This is a genomic window from Pseudoalteromonas sp. GB43, from assembly GCF_054923805.1.
In genome coordinates, this window is the sequence record NZ_JBPCHJ010000001.1 from 1,084,383 (window position 1) to 1,106,527 (window position 22,145).

The following is a 22,145-nucleotide window of genomic DNA, read 5'->3' on the forward strand; positions in this document are numbered from 1 at the left end:
AGTCTAACGAGTAATTCAAAAAGCGCAAAAAAATCAATGCAAAAATAGCCATTTTTTACGCTTTAATAGTAAATTTCGGATTAAAAGTCATACCTTAAAGTGACTGCCAAGTGATCTTCATCAGCATTATTATCTAGTGAAAACTGCGTATACCACATGTACATACGTGCTTGTTTTGACAGGCTTCGTTCAACGCCAACAGAGGTACCACTCCCCGAATCTTTTAACTTACCGAAGTTACCATCAGTATCTTGGTATTGCGCCAATAACTTATATTTATCTATTTTGTAGGATGCACTTACCAAAAAGCCATCCTCTTTATCAGAACCAGCTACTTTTTCGCTTTGTTGATACATACCACCTAAGGTTAAATCGCCTAATTTACCTTGCGCCGTAAACCGTGTTGTATCATAACCGGCTACTTTACTGTCGTGGGCAACACTGACAAAGTAAGGCGCTTTTTTAAATTTACTATCACCATACATAAAGGCCGTAGAGATACCGGTTTCTTCGTCTTGTTTAGAATTATCTTCAGCAATATAGGTGACCACAAATTGCATATTGCCGACAATTGGCGAGCTATAATGAACCACATCGCCAAGGCGATTTTCGCCATTAAATAAGGCTTTAACATCACCATTAAAGTCGTTCATTAAATCAATTTTACCCTGCGATACTTTTAACGCTGTATCATGTCGACCAAGCACTACCTGCCCATAACTGCCTTGAAGACCAACATATTGGTTGCGAGCGGTAATATTCTCTTCTGTTTTACCATCGCTATCTTGATCAGCCGCATTTACTGCAAATTCAAACTTATATACAGCTTTTAATCCATCACTTATTTCACCACTGCCTTTGATACCCATACGTGAACTGTAGCTCTCAATAGACGTTTCGCTGCCATCGCCAGTGTCGCTATTAGCAACCCCTAAATGGATCCGACCATACACATCTACAGCTTCGGCAACACTATGAAAAGAAATAAAGCACATTGCAAAGCTCGACAACATCATGGCAGGTTTGTTCATGGTAGCGATCCTTAATTTAAGCAGTAACTTAAAAATCGAACATAAAGGGCTTTTGGTCAAGGCAAGGTGGCTATATTTCACACAAAAATCACGGATCACTGATCTACTAACCCTATCAGATCAAGATCAGGTTTTTACTAAGTTGATCAGCCCGAGATCAGTATTTTACTTAGAGAATAAGATAACTTGTTGATTTAATGTTAAGGGGATCAGTATTTAGTTTAAAAGCTGAGCAAAGAAAAGCCGATGATCAGTGCGTAACTAGTAAAATAATGATCCGTGAAAGCGAAGGTTAGTAAAACACTGATCCGGAAAAACACGAGTAAGTAAATCGCTGATCCGTCTTGATCAAGGCAATAAAAAACCGGCATGCAAGCCGGCTTTTTCAACTTATTATCAATTACTTGATTTGTGGATCAAGTTCACCTGATAAGTATTTAAGGTGCATATCATCTAAAGAGATAGGCTTGATCTTACCAGCTTGACCTGCCGTACCAAAGGCTTCGTAGCGAGCAACACAGATCTCAGTCATTGCTTTCGTTGCTTCAGCTAAGTATTTACGTGGATCGAAGTTAGCTGGGTTTAAAGCTAAGTGGCGACGAATTGCACCTGTAGATGCTAAACGAAGATCGGTATCGATATTTACTTTACGAACACCGTATTTAATACCTTCGATGATTTGCTCTACTGGCACACCATAGGTTTCAGGGATTTCACCACCGTATTGGTTGATCACTTCTAACCACTCTTGTGGCACTGAAGACGAACCATGCATCACCAAGTGTGTGTTAGGAATACGCGCGTGGATCTCTTTGATGCGATCAATCGCTAAGATATCGTCTGTTGGTGGACGCGTGAATTTGTACGCACCATGTGATGTACCACAAGCAATAGCAAGTGCATCAACTTTAGTTTTACGAACGAAATCAGCGGCTTCTTCAGGATCTGTTAGCATTTGATCAGTAGATAATTTACCTTCTGCACCCACGCCGTCCTCTTCACCTGCTTCACCTGTTTCAAGTGAACCTAAAACACCTAACTCGCCTTCTACAGACACACCACAAGCATGTGCCATTTCAACAGTTTGACGAGTAACATCAACATTGTATTCATAACTTGAAGGAGTTTTACCATCAGACATTAATGAGCCATCCATCATAACTGATGAAAAGCCTAACTGGATTGAACGCTGACATACACCTGGTGAAGTACCGTGGTCTTGGTGCATTACGACTGGAATATGTGGCCATTCTTCAACGGCAGCTAAAATCATATGACGAATAAAAGGGGCACCAGCATAGGCACGTGCGCCTGCTGAACCTTGTACAATTACCGGGCTGTTTGTTTTGTCAGCCGCTTCCATAATTGCGCGCATTTGCTCTTGGTTATTAACGTTAAAAGCAGGTACGCCGTAACCATTTTCAGCTGCATGATCAAGAAGTTGTCGCATACTGATTAAAGCCATTTGGTATTCTCCAAATTGTATCGACAGTAGTTTCCTACTATCTAGTTTGAACGGATAAGTTATTTTTTGATGCATCACTGCATCACGAAAAGCTCGCGCCTACCGTAACAGCTGTAAATAAAACGAGGGTGAGAGGTATTTTATTAACAGCTAAACCAGCGTAATTACCTAATAACTACGCTGGCATACGCACTAATTACTTAGCACGTTCTTCAAGCATAGCAACTGCTGGTAATTTTTTCCCTTCTAAAAATTCAAGGAAAGCACCACCACCGGTTGAAATGTAAGAAACTTTATCGGCAATGCCGTATTTATCAATCGCTGCAAGCGTATCACCGCCACCAGCAATCGAGAATGCACTTGAGTTAGCAATCGCATCAGCAATAGCACGTGTGCCGTTGCCAAATTGGTCAAATTCAAATACACCTACTGGACCATTCCATACAACGGTGCCAGCATTAGCAATAATTTTTGCTAATTGGTTTGCTGTATCAGGACCAATATCGAAGATCATGTCTTCGTCTGTTACTTCATTCACATCTTTTAGTGTTGCCACTGCAGATTCTGAGAACTCATTACCTACAACAACATCAGTTGGTACCGGGATTTCACCGTTATTAGCTTTTGCTGCCGCACTTAATTTATTTGCTTCATCAATTAAATCAGCTTCAAATAAAGACTTACCTACTGAGTGACCTGCTGCTGCGATGAAGGTATTAGCGATACCACCACCTGTTACAAGTTGGTCAACCACTTTAGAAAGTGAATCAAGTACAGTTAACTTAGTCGATACTTTAGAGCCACCAACGATAGCAACTAAAGGACGAGCTGGGTTATCAAGCGCTTTACCTAGTGCATCTAACTCTGCCGCAAGTAGTGGACCTGCACATGCAACATCAGCAAATAAACCCACACCGTGAGTCGATGCTTGTGCACGGTGAGCCGTACCAAATGCGTCCATTACGTAAACATCACATAATGCAGCTAGTTTTTTAGACAATGCTTCGTCGTTTTTCTTTTCGCCAGCGTTAAAACGCACGTTTTCGAAAACAACCACTTCGTTATCAGCAACGTCTACGCCTTCTAGGTAGTCTTTTTCTAGACGAACTGTTTGCTCAAGGGCATCATTTAAATAATTAACCACAGGGGCAAGTGAAAACGCTTCATCATATTCCCCTTCCGTAGGGCGACAAGGTGTGACATCACCATTACTTTAGCGCCTTTTTCTAACGCTAATTTGATAGTTGGTAATGCTGCACGAATACGCGCATCAGAGGTCACTTTACCTTCTTTTACAGGCACATTTAAATCTTCACGAATTAACACGCGTTTGCCGTTTAAATCTAAATCTGCCATTTTAATGACCGACATGGACTTCTCCTTAGTTAACGATACTAATATTATATTTATAAATTATTGGCTTACAGCCATCATCGCACGCGCAGTGTCGAGCATACGATTCGCAAAGCCCCACTCATTATCGCACCACACTAACAACTTTATCAGTCGTTTATGACTAACACGTGTCTGAGTGCCATCTATGATACAAGAATGTGGGTCATGATTAAAATCTACCGATACCAATGGCTCTTCAGTGTAACTTAAAATACCGTCAAGGCGGTCTTTTGCAGCTAACTTAAGTGCTTGATTGACAGTCGCTAAATTCACATCAGTATTCACTGTTACACTTAAATCCATCGCCGTCACGTTGATAGTGGGTACCCTAACAGCAATGGCTTCAAAGCGACTATGAAACTTAGGCAATATACGCTCAATACCACGAGCAAGCTTTGTATCTACCGGAATAATAGATTGGCTTGCAGCACGAGTGCGGCGTAAATCATGATGATACGCATCAATCACTTGCTGATCATGCATCGAGGCATGAATCGTTGTAATAGCCCCAGATTCAATCGAAAATGCGTCATCCAGCACTTTAATCACTGGCACAATACAGTTTGTGGTACATGAACCGTTTGAAACAATCGTATGTTCAGCTTTTAGCTCATCATCATTAATACCATACACAATTGTGGCATCGACATCAGCATCTGCAGGCTGCGAAAACAATACTTTTTTTGCACCAGCAGCTAAGTGTAGTTCTGCATGTTCACGAGAGTGATACACCCCAGTACATTCAAGAACCACATCAACATCAAGCGTTTGCCATGGCAGTTCTGCAGGGTTTTCTTCTGCAAATAAGGCTATAGAGTCGTTAGCAACCGTTAAAGTATCTTCGCCAAGATTAACTGGAAATGAAAAGCGGCCATGAGATGTATCGTATTTAAGGAGATGGGCAATGCCCTTAGGGTCGGCTAATTCGTTAATAGCGACAATTTTGATTTGATCTTCAAGCCCAGACTCATACAGAGCACGGACGATGTTGCGCCCGATTCGACCAAAACCATTAATTGCAAGTTTGATTGCCATGAAGAAGAAAATCCACTCTATTTGCTTGCAGATAAAGGCAGCTGCCTTTTAGATGGCGGTATTGTAATCGACCTGAAGAGTTTTTATAAGAGGTCAGGTGAAATAAAAGTTGCTTAGTATGTTTTAGATGGCGCAGTTTTGGTAATCGACCTTTGAAGTTTTTATAAGAGGTCAGCCAAAATAAAAATTGCTTAGCATGTTTTAGATGGCGCAGTTTTGGTAATCGACCTTAGACATTTTTATAAGAGGGCAAGGTAAATAAAACTGCGTTAGCAACCTCAATCTTACTTTTTTCCTTTATAGCCAGCGACGAACAGATTTTTGGTATTGCTGGTATGCTGACCCAAACTTCTCAGCCATAAACGTTTCTTCTGGCATAATTTGAAATCGATTCATATAGAGAATAAATACCGGCAGCATTATAAAACTCGCAATATTACCAAGATAAATTCCCCAACCAACTAGCATTAATAACATACCAACATACATTGGGTTACGGCTAAAATGATAAACACCACTTGTAACAAGGCTCGCCGACTTTTCTGGAATTCGAGGGTCAACAGTCGTACCTTGCTTACGAAATTGATAAACACCTAATAAAGCAAACACCACACCTAAAAATGCAATGAGTAGTGCTACAAAAGATGATACGAAAAACGAGAAGCTAAAACTCGTAAACAACTCTGCTATGCCCCACATCATCAACGCAATGATCAACAGCAGCACAACTGGGGGCACTTTTAATTCTAACTGATTCACACAAGCTCCCCTACTTTCAATGCCTTACCACGACTAATTTGATGACACTGGGCTAAGAATAACTCCGCCGTTGCCATGGCATCAGTCAGGGCATGGTGCGAGCTGTAATGCGGTAAGTTGTAGCGCTTACGGCATTCGCTAAGTGTTAAATCATCGTGGCCAATTTCGTGGCCTTGCTGGTGCAGGCGTTTTTTTTCAATAACAAAGGTATCAAGAATTAAACGCGCTTTTGCATCTAAGCCAAGCGTTCTGCATAATTTGTTTTAAAAACCCCCAATCAAGTGCCGCGTTATGAAACACTAAAATGCACTCACCAAAATGCTGATGCAGCTTGCCAAGAATGCTTTCGAGGCTTTCACCTGTATCTATGTCTTGTTTTGCAATACCGTGATAAATCGGGCTTTGCTCTAAGCTTTGCACGTCTTTATTTATTAAGTGCTGCGCACCGCTGAGTTTAATGCATTGATCTTCTATCATTACCCACGCCACCGAAACAATTTCGTGCTGGCGAGGATCTAGGCCCGTTAATTCCATGTCTATCACTATGTAGCGTTCTTTATAGGCATCAGCTGCCAAGAGTTGCTTGCGCGCTAAATACCGACTTAACCAGCGTTTAACCATACTCTCTCCTATAAACTACCGCGAGCAAACTTAAAGGCGGCGGCTTGCTGTGCTTGTTTAACCAAATAAAATGCTTCTTTTAATTGATGTCGCTCTAATGAATTCAACGCATTTGGGTTAATACAGTTGCTAGGCAATCCCTCTTCGTTAATTTGCGTGCCTAAACGCAGTTGAGTTAAAAAACGCCAACAGTCTTTTAGGTTATACAAGTCATCTTTATTGAGTAACGAAAATTTCATTAACGCATCAATACGCTCTTGCGTATTAGCACGCTGAATACCCGCTTTGAGGGAATATAAACGTACTATGTCGTTGATGATCACCACACCGCGTTTTTTTAAGTCGAGGTACTTATGCTGCTTTTCGTCTTTCTCTAATTTAAATTGATTAAACAAACCAATGGGCACTGGCGTATTTTTAATGTCGCTGGCCATAGCCGCATAGAATAAGTCATTTTTAGAAATGCGTTTTAGCTGCTCACAAAAGCGCGCATATAAGGTAGTGGAACCTTCAATAAAACGTAGGTCAAAAAATATCTTACAATTGAGCATCGCCTCTGGTGTAGGTGAGGTGATCCACTTATGAAACTTTTCTGTCCAAGCATTAATGCCCATACGGCACTGTGCATTGCTCGCCATAATATTGCCAGGGCAACGTTTTATACCGCACTCAATTAAATGCTCACAGACATACTCGCCCATGCGCTTAAAGTAATCGTGTTGTTCTTCTGTTAAATCATCAGGTAGCAACAGGCCATTATCTTGGTCAGAATGCAGTGTTTGTTCTTCTCGTGCTTGTGAACCAAAACAAATAAAACTAAAGCTGGTTGGTGCCGCACCATTATCTTCTTGGAACAAACGAATTAACCGCGAAGTCAACGCATCAGTTAAGCCACTTAATAATTTACCAATCAAGGAGATGTCATCAATATTGTTTGAAAAACCTTTTAATAAACCGGGTATCTCTTGCGAATAACGCTTTAAATCAACCACGCTGTGCGCTTTGTAAATTCGTCCAATCAATTGTACTGGGTCGCTTTTTTGCTGACGCAGTAAATCAGTACTGGTGAGCATACCAAGCGGTTTGTGATGTTCATCAAGCACAGGTAAATGGTGAATATTGTGCTTAAGCATTAAGTGTAGCGCCGAAAACACGCGGTTATTTTCAAAAATAAACTTGGGCTTACACGTCATGATGCTACTCACTGACTCTTGTGGGTCAACCTCATCGGCTAATACGCGGTTGCGTAAATCTCGGTCGGTCACGACTCCTACAAGACGCTCATGTTCAGTCAACATAATCGATGAAACACCCTGTTGTTTCATTTTTTTAGCGGCTTGACGAATACTTGCATCTGGCGCCAAGGTGACGGCCTTGCGATTCATCAACTCGCAAATTTTTTTCTCCGACCAACTGTCGTTTTGACTTTTATAATGAGACGACAATAAACGGTTTTTATGGGCACGAACAAAGTATTGCTCAAACACTTTATACTCACGGCGTAAGTAATCAAATGCCGCTTGGTTCAGCATGTAAACAATGCCTTCCTTTTGCACTGAAATGCTATTTTGAATTGCTTCGCCAGTTAACAGTGAAGGAAAACCAAAGTAATCGCCACTTGATAACTTAGTGATCACATCGCCTTTTGGGTCAACTAAATCATAATCGCCAGAGCGAATTAAAAATAATCTTAGATTATCCGAACTTAACCACTGATTTTGATTCTCACGGGTCAAATAAATAATATCGAGATGGTTTACAAAATACTCACTGGCAGCGCCATCAAGCTGATTAAATGGCGTTTGCTGCATCACAAATTGGGCGACTTCCTGTTGCTCGGTATTCATGGTCATTCTCGCTATATAATAGAGACAATATCTACACTACCCCTGTTTGAAATAAATAAAAAGCCCGACTTAAGTCGGGCTTTTAAACGTCAAGAGTGTGTTCTTATAAAATGGTTTTATTAGTGCGCGTGTGCTGCGCTCGAACCTTTAGGGTTACGGATACCTTCAACCATTTCTTGGATTTCAACTGGTGTTTCAGCCGTTAGTTTAAGTACGATAGCTGCAACTACAAAGTTAACAATCATACCAATAAGACCGATACCTTCAGGTGAAATACCAAATAACCAGTTTGCCGGTGTATTCAACTCAGGGCTTACGAACTTGAAGTAGATAATATAAGCCGCTGTGAATGTAATACCTGTCACCATACCCGCAATCGCACCTTCTTTATTCATCTTCTTAGAGAAGATACCCATAATGATGGCTGGGAAGAAGCTCGCCGCTGCTAAGCCGAAGGCGAAGGCAACAACCGAGGTCACGAACCCTGGCGGGTTAATACCAAAGTAAGCTGAAATCACAATCGCTATCATCGCAGCTAAGCGTGCTGCAAGTAGCTCTTGTTTGTCACTTATATCTGGTTTTAAGGTACGTTTTAATAAGTCATGGGATACCGAGGTCGAGATCACCAATAGTAAGCCTGCTGTTGTTGATAGCGCTGCTGCGATACCACCTGCTGCGACTAATGCAATCACCCATGCTGGTAAGTCTGCGATCTCAGGGTTTGCAAGTACCATTATGTCGCGGTCAACTTTAACTTCGTTTGCGCTGTTTGGATCATCAATCTTACCTGCTGAGTAGAACATTTTGCCGTCACCATTTTTATCGTTAAAGGTGATTAGGCCTGTTCTTTCCCAGTTTTTAACCCATGCTGGTGCCTCTGCGTACTCTGTACCGCTACCGTCTTTACCGTTAATTGTATCAATCATGTTTACACGAGCGAATGACGCTACAGCAGGTGCTGTTGTATAAACAACTGCAATGAAAACAAGTGTCCATGCAGCTGAGATACGCGTGTCTTTAACACGTGGAACAGTGAAGAAACGAACGATTACGTGCGGTAAACCTGCTGTACCAACCATTAGCGCGCCTGTGATTGCGAATACATCAATCATGCTCTTCGAGCCTTCGGTGTACTGCGCAAAGCCAAGCTCGGTACTGAGTCCATCTAGTTTATCAAGTACAAACTGTCCTGAGCCATCGCTAAGGGTTGCACCGAAACCGGTTTGTGGGAAGAAGTGACCTGTCATCATCATTGAAATGAAGATTGCTGGAACAAGGTAAGCAAATACGAGTACACAGTACTGAGCTACTTGCGTATATGTAATCCCCTTCATACCGCCTAATACAGCGTAGAAGAATACAATCACCATACCAATGTAAACACCGGTCTCAATATCTACTTCTAAGAAGCGAGAGAAAACCACACCTACACCACGCATTTGACCTGCGATATATGTGAAACAGATAAAAATAGCACATAAAATTGCAACAACACGTGCAGCTTGTGAGTAATAACGGTCACCGATGAAATCAGGTACCGTGAACTTACCAAACTTACGTAGGTAAGGAGCTAAACAAAGTGCAAGTAGTACATAACCACCTGTCCAACCCATTAGATATACACCACCGTCATAACCCGCAAACGAGATAATACCCGCCATTGAGATAAACGATGCCGCACTCATCCAGTCAGCAGCGGTTGCCATACCATTTGCTAGCGGCGGTACACCGCCCCCTGCAACGTAGAATTCATTTGTTGACCCAGCACGAGCCCAGATTGCGATGCCGATATAAAGCGCGAAGCTTAAACCGACGATAATAAACGTGAGTGTTTGAACATCCATTGCTTAGCTCCTATTCGTCTACGCCGTATTTTTTATCTAACGTATTCATTTTGAAAACGTAAACAAAAATCAAAGCAACAAAGGTGTAAATAGCGCCTTGCTGGGAGAACCAGAAGCCGAGTTTAAACCCAAAGAAACGTATCTCGTTAAGTACGTCTACCAGTAAAATGCCGAAGCCAAATGACACGACAAACCAAATTGCTAATAATTTAAATAGCAGTGCGAGGTTTTCCGCCCAATAAGCTTTTGCTTGTTCTTCATCTTTAAAAGCCATTTTTTATCCCCTTATGCATTACAAGAAAGTAATGAGTGGTATTAGTTGTCATTAACTAAGTTAGCAAGGGTTCTGATTTATGGAATTGAGACCATAGTCGTAACAGTTAGTTTACGTTTACGTAAACTGCAAAACACCATTTGTTAACGAATGGTAAAAAACAATATTTAACAACAACTTAACCTATAAAGATAAATTTGCGAAATAGCGAAAATAGTAAAAACGAATGATCTGCGACATTAGTCTAATAACAGCGCATAAAACAGTACTATCTTTTAAATATCAACAACTTGCTTTTTATTAATTTTTATTGCAAAAAATCTAGCCATCGAAATCGCGCATAATTCTGGTAAGGTAGTGTTATTACAATAATTACTGAATTTAAACATGACAGCTGCGCTTTTATTTGTTGCACTCGCCTATATTGGCGTGTTGTTTTGGTTGGCAAATTGGGGAGACAAAACCACTCCTCTTGCAAAAAGAATTAGTCACCACCCATTTGTCTATTCTTTTTCACTAGGGATTTACTGTACGTCTTGGACCTACTATGGTTCGGTTGGTACAGCAGCCACCAGCAGTTGGAACTACTTACCTATTTTAATTGGCCCTGCGCTGCTATTTTTCTTGGTTAAGGGTTTTTACGTAAATTAGTACTGGTCAGTAAAAAGCAAAATATCACCACTATCGCCGACTTTATTTCTGCTCGCTATGGTAAACGGCAAACCACCGCGATTATGGTAACGATTATCGCTTTATTAGCGACTATTCCGTATATCGCACTGCAATTAAAAGCACTGAGTAGCAGCTTCTTACTGCTGCAAAACGACGATCGTATTTCGGGATCTATGCTGGCCCTTTCAGCAACACTTATCATGGCAATGTTTGCGATATTCTTTGGTACTCGTAAGGTGGATGTAACCGAATATCGCTCGGGGCTGATGCTGGCTGTTGCCTTTGAATCGATGATTAAATTACTGGCTTTAGTGGCCGTTGCTGGGCTTGCTTTATACACATTATTTAATTTAACTACGGTGCAAACCGAGCAACTAAAGGGCTCTATTTGGCAGCACTGGCATAACTTCGACTTTTTTAGCTTTAACTTTATCGGTCAGTCATTAATGGCAGCTGCGGCGATTATCTGTTTACCAAGGCAGTTCCATGTAACTGTGGTCGATAACCAAGATAAACGCCATCTTTATACAGCCCGCTGGGCATTCCCCCTGTATTTGTTACTGACTGCGGCAATGATTTTCCCTATTGCAACAGCAGCTATACACCCAGGCATTGGTAGTGGCTTCTCTCCAGATAGCTTTGTATTAGCCCTACCGCTGATGCACGAAAACGCCTTTTTAACGACCTTTGTATTTATCGGAGGTCTATCAGCGGCTACAGCGATGATTGTTGTAGCCACACTTACACTCAGCACCATGATCTCAAACGATGTGGTATTGCCGTTAATGCTGCGTCGTAAGTTTAAACGTAACCTCATCACCAGCAGCTATAAATCACAAATTCTGTTAGTTAGACGATTCACAATTGCTGGCATTTTGATTTTGTCGTATTTCTACCAGCAATGGTTTGGTCATGGTAAAGCATTGGCTAGTATGGGTTTAGTCGCCTTTTCTTTAGTATCGCAATTACTGCCTGCTATTGTGGGTGGTCTATATTGGCGAAAAGGCCATGCTTATGGGGTTTATGCGGGATTATTAGCAGGCTTCATTTGCTGGGTTTTATTCTTAATGCTACCTATTTTAGATGCAGGCAATACCTTAAACGCAGAGCTACAACAAACACTCATTACTCGTGGCACCCTCATTGCTTTATTTGCCAATATTGGCTGTTACATTAGTTTTTCGCTCGGTGCAGATGAGCGTTTAATTGATAAAATTCAGGCAGCTGCCTTTGTTAATCCAAAAGAGCAAGCCGTGTTTGCTAGACGCTTGAATAAAAATGTGAAAGCCACCGTCTACGACTTTAAGGTTCTGCTACAAACCTTCTTGGGCGTACAGCGCTCGCAACAAGTTTTAGCCCATTACTCTTTAACTCATAACTTAGATAATAATAACGCACACCCAGAACCTGAGTTTATTGCCTATTGTGAACGCGCCTTAACTGGTGTGCTTGGTGCCTCTTCAGCACAGGCGCTGATCCACACAGTTGCCTCAGGTAAACGCATGACCTTGAAGAAGTCGTTAACTTTTTTGATGAAACCACACAAGCTCTGCAATTTAACCAAAACCTATTATTCACCTCACTTGAAAACCTCAGCCATGGTATTTCTGTTGTTGATAAAGAGCTTAATTTAGTGGCATGGAATAAGCGCTACGCAGAAATGTTTGACTACCCAGAAAACTTTTTAGAGGTTGGTCAACCCATAGAGGAAGTGATCCGCTACAATGCCGAGCGCGGCGAGTGTGGTCCAGGTGAAGTTGAGCGCCATGTAGAAAAGCGCGTGCAGCATCTTAAAAACGGCACGCCCCACCACTTTATTCGCCACCGCCGTAATGGCCAAGTGTTCGAAATGATTGGTAACCCACTGCCAGATGGTGGCTTTGTAACAAGTTTCTCTGATGTTACCACGCATATCGAAACGCAAAATGCGCTTGAAGAAGTAAACATGGACCTTGAAAACCGTATTGAAGCGCGTACTCAAGAAATCCGTACTATCAATAAAGATTTACAAGCACAAATCGATAGCCGAGTACAAACTGAGCAAGCACTTACTTTAGCTAAAAAAGAGGCAGAACAAGCTAATGACAGTAAAACGCGATTTTTAGCCTTAGCAAGTCACGATATTTTACAACCGCTGAATGCGGCGCGCCTGTACCTTGCAGCCATTGATGATAAAACCCTCTCTAACAACAACTTAAATAACTTTGAAAAGCTTGGCGCAAGTTTAGATTCAACGGTGCATTTGATGTCTGCGCTGTTAGAAATTGCCAAGCTCGAGCAAGGGGCAATGACGCCAACTCCACGTCACTTTAGTATTGATGACATACTTGCCCCGCTTAAGAACGAATACGCCATTATGTCGAGCGAAAAAGGCTTAAAGCTGACGGTGCGTTCAAAAGGAGTAATTGTTCACAGTGATATCACTTATTTACGACGAATTATTCAAAACTTGGTGTCAAATGCGGTTAAATACACTGATAGTGGCCGAGTTTTAATTGCTTGTCGCAAACGCAAACATCATTTACGTATTGAAGTATGGGACACATATCCCGGCATTACAGAAGTAGAGCAAGCGAAGATCTTTAATGACTTTTATCGTATTGAAGCGGGAGATAACAAAGGGGTTGGCCTTGGCTTAGGAGTTGTAAAACGAATGGCCGACTTACTCTCTTTACGATTAGATGTCAGTTCAAAGCCTGGCAAAGGTAGCCGCTTTAGTATTGAAGTACCTTATGGTGAAAGCCAATTTATTCAACAAAAAGAGGCACCTAAAAAAGGTGTTGAGAACCGCAGTGCAATGAATATTATTGCGGTGGATGATGACCCAGAAAACCTTAATGCCATGGCAAGCCTATTGCAAAAGTGGCAGGCCAATTACCAACTCTTTGATCAAGTTGAAACCGTGATGGCCTATGCCAAAGAGCACCGAGCGCCCGATGTGATCTTAATGGATTATCAGCTCGGTCATGATTGCGATGGCATCACGCTTATTAAAACCCTACGAGAAATTTGGCAAAGCCCAGTACCGGCAATTTTAATCACAGCGGTACGTGATGAAGCGCTAAAACAGCAAACCAAAGAAGAGCAAATTCATTACCTTAGTAAACCTGTTAAGCCCGCAAAACTCAAAGCACTGCTTAACCACAGTACTTAACAATAGTGCTTAACCAACGTTTTTAAAAACATAGATTTAAGGCAAAGCTGCGGGCTTTGCCTTAAATTTTTGGAACAACCAACTAAGCGCAACTAACGACAAGCCTAAGCCGATAAACGAAATAGCCCGCAATAATCCAGTTAAGTTTGCCATATCAATCAAGAACACTTTTAACACTACCAGCGCCAATAAGCCAAGGCCAAGCTTTTGTAATAACGTAATGGTTTTTAAATGCCCTATCACAACTAACATAGCTCCGATAATAAGCCAAACTAAAGAATAACTGTAAAGCTCGGCATCTGAGGTTGGCAAAGCAATATTTATAAACTCGCCTTGCCAGTTGTGGCGAATTTCCGCATTGATATATAAAACACTCATCACACCTGCAAGTGCTGTAAACAGCTTTTGTAAATAGTGTTGAGATTTCGTCAGTCGGCTTGCCCAAATTGCAATTAAAGCTGGTACTAACCAAAGTAATAGTAACCAGTTAATAATCGGCCAGCTGCCTATATTTATCGGTTCAAAAAACGGATTTACAGCGGTAAAGCTTTTCACTACTAGCAAACCGCTTAATGTTAATAACGCAAAACCAGCCATTTGATAGAGCTTAGCCAATTGCGCAGTAAAGCGTGAGCGCAGTAAGTAAACACAGCCCAAGATGCCCCAATTACAGGTCAGTAAAATATGCTCATACACAGACAAATTCTCAAAGTCAGGATAGCGCCCTACTAACTGATAGCTCGTCTCTGTGGTAATAAATAAAGCAATGCAATGTAGGGCTGCCCCCTCTAGCCACATTCGAACAGATTGCTGCTGCCAATGCCTTGCTGCCAAGTAAAATAAGCAAGCACATACAGGATAAACAACCAAACTCCAATGTACACCGAGCAGCAGCGCATCACTGTAATCCGCTGACCAAGGTGCAAAACTTAATCTAATGAGTAAAGCACCAACTAAACCTTTAAGCGGCCAAGTCAGTATGCTGAGTGACTGTTTATTCACATAAAAACTGATCAACAACACTTGCACAGCAAGCGCTAAGGTCAAGCTGCTACCTTCAAGGAGCATGGTTAATGCCAAACTAATATTGGCATTACCGCCGAGCCAGTAACTAAATACTCGCATTGGATTTGTGCTATTGATGGATAACTTAAATAGCCAGGCAGACAGTGCCAGTAATACAAAGCACCAAACCGGGTATGCCGTCATCAAGGCATGGTCGGGAGTGATGAGATATAAGCAACTAATAATCACAAAACTTGAAAGTGATGCAAGTAACGTAAAGCCAAAGCGTTTAGGGTATTTACGACCAAATAAAAAACCATAGCCTGCAAACAGAGCAATAAAGAACAGCCCTGCTCCGTAGTTTTGCCGAAATACAAAAAGTTGCTCAGAATAATCAACAGTATTATTTTGCCCTGTCAGCAAACACACCACACTCACCACAGATATTATTAGCCAGTGATCCCATGTACTGTTTTTTAATACCAAAAACAACAGTAAAGCCACTAACAACAACATACTCAATTGCCAAGTAAGCAGTTGGTTACTACTCATGAGTAAAAGATAAAGTGGTACGACAACCGCTAATAACAAAGGGTTGTCGGGCAGTTGTTTCAGTAGCGTTTTAAAGCGATGTGGGCGGTATTCAATTTGCTTAAAGCCCAGCCCAAGGCGTGGAATAGCAATTAACAATATGATGCTAAATAGCGCATAAAGATTAATAAACCAATGCAGGTTTTTAGATACTGTCAATGCAACTAAAATGTACCAACCTAAATGACCTGCCCATAACAGATACCACAGCCAATGACGTTTTACATAATGCGCTACCAGCGAAGCAGAAACACTAACAAAAGCAACATAGGTAAGCAGCGCTATAAAATCATTATTCCCAGTATTGACCCAAACCGGCACGCTGTAGGCGCCAATAATACCAATGACCGCAAGCACTGGACCAAAACGCAGCGCCATCCAACTTGCAGCTACAGAGATTAAGGTTAAAACGCTAAATGCAGGTAATGCTTGGAGTAAGCCATAATGGCTGTAAACCCAGTAAAGTGAGCGCAAAACAACTGATAAAGCCGCCGCTAGCAAGCGCAGCGGGAATATAGTTACTAAACCCATCAAAGATAATACCTTTACGATGTAACACCTCAGCCGCAACAATTAAGCTCAGACCAAAAATAGCCCCAAGTGTGAGTCTCATAGTTTCGGATAATAAGCCTGCTTCCAGTGAATAGCGGGCTAAAAAGATACCACCAAAGGCAAGTGCAACCGCTCCTACCCAAGTTAGCCAATTGGCTTTGATTTGTGTAACGAGTTGGCTTACTAGCGGATTTAAAATGGCAGGCTTGGGTTTTGTTGGCTCTGGCTTTTTAGCGATAACCTCAATCGGCTTAATAATAGCTTTCGGCTTTGGTTCAAATTTTGCTGTGTCAGTCAGATCTTCGTTTGAATTTTCAAACGTGTTTGCAGTATTTGTTTGAGGGTTATTAACATATGTCGCGTTAAGTTTTACTCGAAGAGCAGCCACCTCTCGCTTTAAACTAGAGAGTTGAAAAAGGGCAATAATGCCAGCAATTGAGCCACCTACAACAACTAGTGCTAGTAAGACTAGTAACGCAATACCGCCGTCCATACTCTCTCCTTGTGTATACTTTAAACAAAAAAGCAAAAGCCTTAATTGTTTATACAATAAACACTTAGCAAGAGTAAATAAACAACGATATTGCGTTTTAGCCGGTTAAGACTGTTCAGTCACCGTACGCTCTAAGGTCATCTTGTAACCTGAATCAGTGGTTTCATCGTGTTCAATCACCAAGATATAGTTACCTTCTTCGGTAAAATCCATATCGCTTTGTTGCAAGAGCACAATCTGTTGGTCGTTATCTTCAAACACCACATAAGTTGTATAAACTTCGTTATCAACCACCTGCTCTTGTTGGTCGTATTGATCTAACCCTTCAACAACATTGCTAGTATCTTCAACCGTTTCGCCATTGAGGGTAAAGTACACATCGACTTCGTCTATCTCTTGCCCTGCATAGCTATCAATTAAGTTAACAACAGTAACTGCGTGGCTGTAGCTGCTTGGTGTTAGATTTTCTTCAATGGTCATCATACGAGGGCCGTAATCTTTGTCATTGTAGAAAAGACCAACCGCACTTTGCTCACGCTCTAATGTCATTAAGAAATTATCTACAATCGTGTCGCCAGCTTCATCTAACATGGCGACGCTGTAACTATTTGGCGACATGCTCATGTATTCAGAGTAACTATCGTTGCTAACAACTTCGGTGTTAGTCGCCGTTGTGCCTCGGGTTACTTTAAACTGGGTTTGCGTGTAATCATCGATGGTATTAATAAAACGCAGCTGACCTTGCGCGTCTTGGTGGTTTAGTTGTGTTACAGAGCTACTTGCCGTCACGACATCAAGCGTAATGCCATCTTCTTCTGTTGCATAACTTGGGCGGATCATCGCCATGTACGTTGCTTCATCATTAAAATACACGGTTGGTGATTCAAAAATCACATCTGTGCTGCCGCTAGCGGTAATATAAATAGTGTAATAACCTTCCTCAAGCGTCGCTAATTCTGGCTCAACGAGGTATTGCGAAGTCATTAATAACTCTGCGGTATCAAATACACCGTCGTCAGTGGCAACATATACATCGTAAAGATTGTCTTCGCCAACAATATTAAAAAAGCCGACATTGAATTCATCTTCATCGCTTGACGTCGGCACACTTAGCTCTGTAAAAATTGGTTCAGCAAAGTCACCATTCATTACTAATAACTGAGTTTGATCATTTTTTATATTGATAGTTTCTTCGTCAATCGTAATATAACTGTCGTTGGCATCAACATATTCAAAACTGAGATCATACTCCCCCGAACTGTAGTTATGACGAGTTGATACATCACCAAAGTCTGCCCCCGAGCGCTCAGTGTCATCAACAAATAAACGCGTGTATGGGCTGTTGTAAGAGCCATTGTACAGTTGCACATAGCCACTATTGCTACTGCTGCTGTCATCGCTTGAGCAGGCAGCTAGTACCGAAAGCAAACTTGAGGCAACAATTGTTTTAAGCAGAGTGCTTTTCATGGAATTTTTTCCTTATTGTTTGTAATACCCCATTCTGACTCGAATAAATCGAAAAAAATTCTATGTTTTACAAACTATTACCTTCACTTACAGTTACTTACGATAAGGTTAAAAAGTGTAGAAAATGATGTAGAAAAGCACTTAATTAATCATAATTATGGACAGAAAATCACATTTATAGTGAAAGCAGCTTACTTTTACACGAAAAGTAAATAATGGTTACATTTTAGGCGTTTATGCAATCAAATCAGATAAATTATTAGATAGTTAAATTTGCGCTATGCAGCACAAAAAAATTAGCAAATAATGGTGTTCACACAAACGGGATTAGAATGAGGACTATGAACACGATTTTAACCACACAATGCGATGATGATGTTGGTCTAATTGCCAAGATCACTGGCCTTTGTCATCAGCATAATTTAAATATTACACGTAATAACGAATTTGTAGATAAAGACGCTAAACGCTTTTTTATGCGTACAGAGTTAAGCGGTGTTATTGCTGAGGACTTTTTACCAAGGCTTGCTGAGCTACTTCCTGATGGCGCAGAGCTTGCCCTGCACAGCAGCGAAAAAACGAAAGTGGTATTGCTTGCCACTAAAGAAGCGCACTGCTTAGGTGGTGTATTACTTAAGCAGTTCGAAAAAGCCTTAAACATCGAAGTACTGGCTGTGATTGCCAACTACGCTGATTTAGCGCCATTGGCTGCAGGCTTTGGCGTGCCATTTCATGTGGTATCGCACGAAGGTTTAAGCCGTGCGGAGCATGATCAACAAGTCGGTGATTTAATTGCCAGCTATCAGCCTGATATTATCGGCCTTGCAAAATATATGCGTATTTTAAGCCCTGAATTTGTGGCGCGCTTTGAAGGTAAGATTATTAATATTCACCATTCATTTTTGCCTGCCTTTATTGGTGCAAAGCCTTACCATCAGGCGTTTGAACGCGGTGTAAAAATTATTGGTGCGACCGCCCATTTTGTTAATAATGAGCTTGATGAAGGGCCGATTATTTTACAAGATGTGACGCATGTCAGCCATGCGGATACCGCAGAGATGATGGCAAAAATGGGTAAAGATGTAGAGAAAACAGTATTCTGTAAAGCGCTGCAACTCGCATCTGAACATAAACTGTTTATCAATGGTAATCGAACCGTGGTGTTCGCTTAAGCAATAAAATGAAGAGGCTGAATGACCTCTTTATTATTTTTATTATCGTTTGTTATGCCGACTCAATAGGCTCTAGTTGCAATTTAGAGGCAATTAATACCGCTTGAGTACGGTTATACACACCTAGCTTTCTAAAAATTGCTGTAATGTGTGCTTTAACGGTTGCTTCAGAAATATGTAACTCGTAAGCAATCTGTTTGTTTAACAAGCCTTCGTGTAAGTATTGCAACACCTTGTATTGCTGCGGTGTCAGTGAAGCCACTTGCGCTGCAATTTCTTTGTCTTCGCCATCTACAGCAGCCACTTTATCTTTAAGTTCAAGTGGCAGCCAAACATCGCCTTCAAGAATGTGGTTGATTGCCAGCGCAATATCATCTGATGAAGATGATTTAGGAATAAATCCCATCGCACCATAACCCATTACTTTAGAAACTACATTGATGTCTTCGCTGCCAGAAACAACAGCTATTGGTAAGCTTGGATAGTCTTCGCGAATGCGAATAAGGCCGTATAAATCGCCATTGCCTGGCATGTGAAGGTCTAGTAGTAAGATATCAAGATCTTCTTGCTCGCTTAGCACCTGCAAAGTGGTATCAAAGTTTTCCGATTCAAACACTTCTAAATCAGCGAACTTAGCACTCAATGCCCCTTTCAGCGCTTCACGAAATAACGGATGATCGTCCGCTATTAAAAACTGACTCATGGTTCACTCCTAATAAATTCGGCTGACACCTATTTCTAAGTGACAGCCGATATACTACGTTTAGAATCAACTTCTAATCAAGTTTTTAACGCGATTTTAACGATTTAATCGGTTTTCGATTAGCTCATCAACAACGCTTGGATCGGCTAGTGTAGAGGTATCACCAAGCTGTTGGTGCTCATTTGCCGCAATTTTACGTAAAATTCGACGCATGATCTTACCAGAACGAGTTTTCGGTAAACCCGGAGACCATTGGATCATATCTGGTGATGCAATTGGGCTTAACTCTTTACGAACCCAGTTACGTACCTCTTTTGTTAGTTCATCACTCACTACAACACCCTCATTTGGAGTGATGTAAACATAGATGCCCTGACCTTTAATATCATGCGGGTAACCAACTACAGCCGCTTCTGCTACTGCTTCGTGAGCAACCAATGCACTCTCGATTTCGGCAGTACCTAGGCGGTGGCCTGATACGTTAAGTACGTCATCTACACGGCCTGTGATCCAGTAGTAGCCATCTTCATCACGACGACAACCGTCACCAGTGAAGTACACACCTGGGTATGCTGAGAAATAGGTTTGTTCAAAGCGCTCATGGTCGCCATAAACTGTGCGAGCTTGTGATGGCCAGCTGTCTAAAATAACAAGGTTACCGTCAACCGCGCCTTCTAATGTGTTGCCTTCAGCATCAAATAGTGCCGGTGCAATACCAAAGAACGGACGAGTTGCAGAACCTGGTTTCATATCTGTCGCACCTGGTAATGGTGTGATCATGATGCCACCAGTTTCTGTTTGCCACCAAGTATCGACGATTGGGCAGTTTTCGTTACCAATATGCTCGTAATACCATGCCCACGCTTCTGGGTTAATTGGCTCACCTACAGAACCCATAACACGAAGACTTTTACGAGTTGAAGTCGCTGTTGGCTCATCGCCTTTCGCCATTAGAGCACGAATAGCAGTCGGTGCTGTGTAAAGGATAGTCACGTTGTGCTTATCAATTACTTCACCCATACGGCCCGCTGTTGGGTAAGTTGGTACACCTTCAAATACGACTTGCGTGCAGCCATTCACTAATGGGCCATAAGCAATGTAGCTGTGACCTGTGATCCAGCCCACATCGGCACTACACCAGAAAATATCGTCTTCTTTAAGATCAAACACATATTCATGTGTCATCGATGCATAAACAAGGTAACCACCGGTAGTATGAACCACACCTTTTGGTTGACCCGTTGAGCCTGAAGTATAAAGAATGAAAAGCGGATCTTCTGCATTCATTGGTTCAGGTTCGCACTCAGCTGGTAAGTCAGCGACAAGCTCATGCCACCAAACATCATGACTATTCCATTCAACTTCACCACCCGTTAGCTGATGAACAATAACGTGCTCAACGGTGGTTACCGAGTCTTGTGATACCGCTTCATCAACATTTGCTTTAAGTGGTACGCAGTTGCCAGCACGGCGACCTTCGTCTGAAGTAATGACCACTTTAGCGCCTGAGTCATTAATTCGGTCAGCAATCGCTGATGGAGAGAAACCACCAAATACCACAGAGTGAATCGCACCAATACGCGCACACGCTTGCATAGCGTAAATAGCCTGCGGTGTCATTGGCATATAAATAGCAACACGGTCACCTTTTGATACGCCTAACTTTTTAAGGCCATTGGCTAATTTTGCGACTTCGTCGTGAAGCTGTTGGTAGCTAATATTTTCGTTGTGTTCAGGGTTGTCGCCTTCCCAAATGAGGGCTGTTTTATCGGCTTTAGTGGCAAGGTGGCGGTCAATACAGTTATAAGATGCGTTAAGTTGGCCGTCTTCATACCAGCGGATGCTGATGTGGCCTTTGTCGAATGAGGTGTTCTTTACTTTATTATAAGGAGTTGACCAATCAAGACGTTTACCGTGTTCTCGCCAAAATCCTTCAGGGTCATCAATAGATTGCTTGTACAGTGTATTATATTTATCGTTGTCAACTAGTGCTGCATTCTTGATATGCGCTGGTACTGGATAGATACTTTCTGACATTGTTGTCGTCTCCATTTTAATTACTTGC

At 41.7% G+C, this 22,145-nt stretch carries 13 protein-coding genes and 3 pseudogenes; 2 read left to right on the plus strand and 14 right to left on the minus strand.

The annotated features are described in order from the left end of the window. Positions 1 to 80 precede the first annotated feature (80 nt). The 9 genes and pseudogenes from ACRWSG_RS05130 to ACRWSG_RS05170 all read right to left on the minus strand — a co-directional run bounded on the left by ACRWSG_RS05130 (position 81) and on the right by ACRWSG_RS05170 (position 10,271). Complete coding sequence (locus tag ACRWSG_RS05130) at positions 81 to 1,031, minus strand: porin (protein WP_462165805.1); 951 nt, start codon at positions 1,029 to 1,031, stop codon at positions 81 to 83. Positions 1,032 to 1,431: 400 nt separating this feature from the next. Beyond that, entirely contained in the window at positions 1,432 to 2,496 is a 1,065-nt protein-coding gene (fba, locus tag ACRWSG_RS05135; protein ID WP_187490641.1) for a class II fructose-bisphosphate aldolase, read from the minus strand. Positions 2,497 to 2,692: 196 nt separating this feature from the next. After that, a pseudogene (locus ACRWSG_RS05140) lies at positions 2,693 to 3,867 on the minus strand (phosphoglycerate kinase). Between the two features lie 42 nt (positions 3,868 to 3,909). After that, on the minus strand, positions 3,910 to 4,926 hold the full coding sequence (epd, locus tag ACRWSG_RS05145) for an erythrose-4-phosphate dehydrogenase (protein WP_054551164.1): 1,017 nt from the start codon (positions 4,924 to 4,926) through the stop codon (positions 3,910 to 3,912). Between the two features lie 297 nt (positions 4,927 to 5,223). Beyond that, the gene (locus ACRWSG_RS05150) at positions 5,224 to 5,685 is read right to left on the minus strand and encodes a methyltransferase family protein (protein WP_462165807.1); all 462 of its coding nucleotides are present in this window, start codon (positions 5,683 to 5,685) and stop codon (positions 5,224 to 5,226) included. Beyond that, positions 5,682 to 6,306, minus strand: a pseudogene (locus ACRWSG_RS05155) (3'-5' exonuclease). The gene ACRWSG_RS05150 and the pseudogene ACRWSG_RS05155 overlap by 4 nt, the downstream one beginning before the upstream one ends. A gap of 8 nt (positions 6,307 to 6,314) precedes the next feature. Further along, positions 6,315 to 8,153, minus strand: coding sequence for a DUF294 nucleotidyltransferase-like domain-containing protein (locus ACRWSG_RS05160; RefSeq protein WP_054551335.1), 1,839 nt, complete (start codon positions 8,151 to 8,153; stop codon positions 6,315 to 6,317). Between the two features lie 119 nt (positions 8,154 to 8,272). Continuing rightward, entirely contained in the window at positions 8,273 to 9,997 is a 1,725-nt protein-coding gene (locus ACRWSG_RS05165) for a sodium:solute symporter family protein (protein WP_462165809.1), read from the minus strand. 10 nt (positions 9,998 to 10,007) lie between these two features. Continuing rightward, positions 10,008 to 10,271 carry a DUF4212 domain-containing protein gene (locus ACRWSG_RS05170; protein WP_054551160.1) on the minus strand — a complete coding sequence of 88 codons (264 nt, stop codon included), beginning with the start codon at positions 10,269 to 10,271 and terminating at the stop codon, positions 10,008 to 10,010. A 387-nt stretch (positions 10,272 to 10,658) separates the two neighbouring features. Between ACRWSG_RS05170 and ACRWSG_RS05175 the strand changes: the two are divergent. After that, positions 10,659 to 14,097 (plus strand): annotated as a pseudogene (locus tag ACRWSG_RS05175) (PAS domain-containing hybrid sensor histidine kinase/response regulator). Between the two features lie 36 nt (positions 14,098 to 14,133). Here ACRWSG_RS05175 and ACRWSG_RS05180 read toward each other — a convergent pair. The 3 genes from ACRWSG_RS05180 to ACRWSG_RS05190 all read right to left on the minus strand — a co-directional run bounded on the left by ACRWSG_RS05180 (position 14,134) and on the right by ACRWSG_RS05190 (position 18,205). Then, a complete protein-coding gene (locus ACRWSG_RS05180) occupies positions 14,134 to 16,224 on the minus strand; it encodes a DUF2339 domain-containing protein (RefSeq protein WP_462165811.1) in 2,091 nt (696 codons plus the stop codon). After that, complete coding sequence (locus ACRWSG_RS05185; protein ID WP_462165812.1) at positions 16,106 to 16,738, minus strand: DUF2339 domain-containing protein; 633 nt, start codon at positions 16,736 to 16,738, stop codon at positions 16,106 to 16,108. Before ACRWSG_RS05185 ends, ACRWSG_RS05180 begins: the two co-directional genes overlap by 119 nt. 105 nt (positions 16,739 to 16,843) lie before the next feature. Next, positions 16,844 to 18,205 carry a hypothetical protein gene (locus tag ACRWSG_RS05190; protein ID WP_462165813.1) on the minus strand — a complete coding sequence of 454 codons (1,362 nt, stop codon included), beginning with the start codon at positions 18,203 to 18,205 and terminating at the stop codon, positions 16,844 to 16,846. A gap of 341 nt (positions 18,206 to 18,546) precedes the next feature. On the opposite strand from ACRWSG_RS05190, the gene purU reads away from it, so the two are divergent. Continuing rightward, positions 18,547 to 19,377 carry a formyltetrahydrofolate deformylase gene (gene purU, locus ACRWSG_RS05195; protein ID WP_054551156.1) on the plus strand — a complete coding sequence of 277 codons (831 nt, stop codon included), beginning with the start codon at positions 18,547 to 18,549 and terminating at the stop codon, positions 19,375 to 19,377. Positions 19,378 to 19,429: 52 nt separating this feature from the next. Here purU and ACRWSG_RS05200 read toward each other — a convergent pair whose 3' ends face one another. Both ACRWSG_RS05200 and acs read right to left on the minus strand, forming a co-directional pair. Next, positions 19,430 to 20,080 carry a response regulator transcription factor gene (locus tag ACRWSG_RS05200; RefSeq protein ID WP_054551155.1) on the minus strand — a complete coding sequence of 217 codons (651 nt, stop codon included), beginning with the start codon at positions 20,078 to 20,080 and terminating at the stop codon, positions 19,430 to 19,432. A gap of 96 nt (positions 20,081 to 20,176) precedes the next feature. Next, a complete protein-coding gene (acs, locus tag ACRWSG_RS05205; RefSeq protein WP_054551154.1) occupies positions 20,177 to 22,117 on the minus strand; it encodes an acetate--CoA ligase in 1,941 nt (646 codons plus the stop codon). Positions 22,118 to 22,145 lie beyond the last annotated feature (28 nt).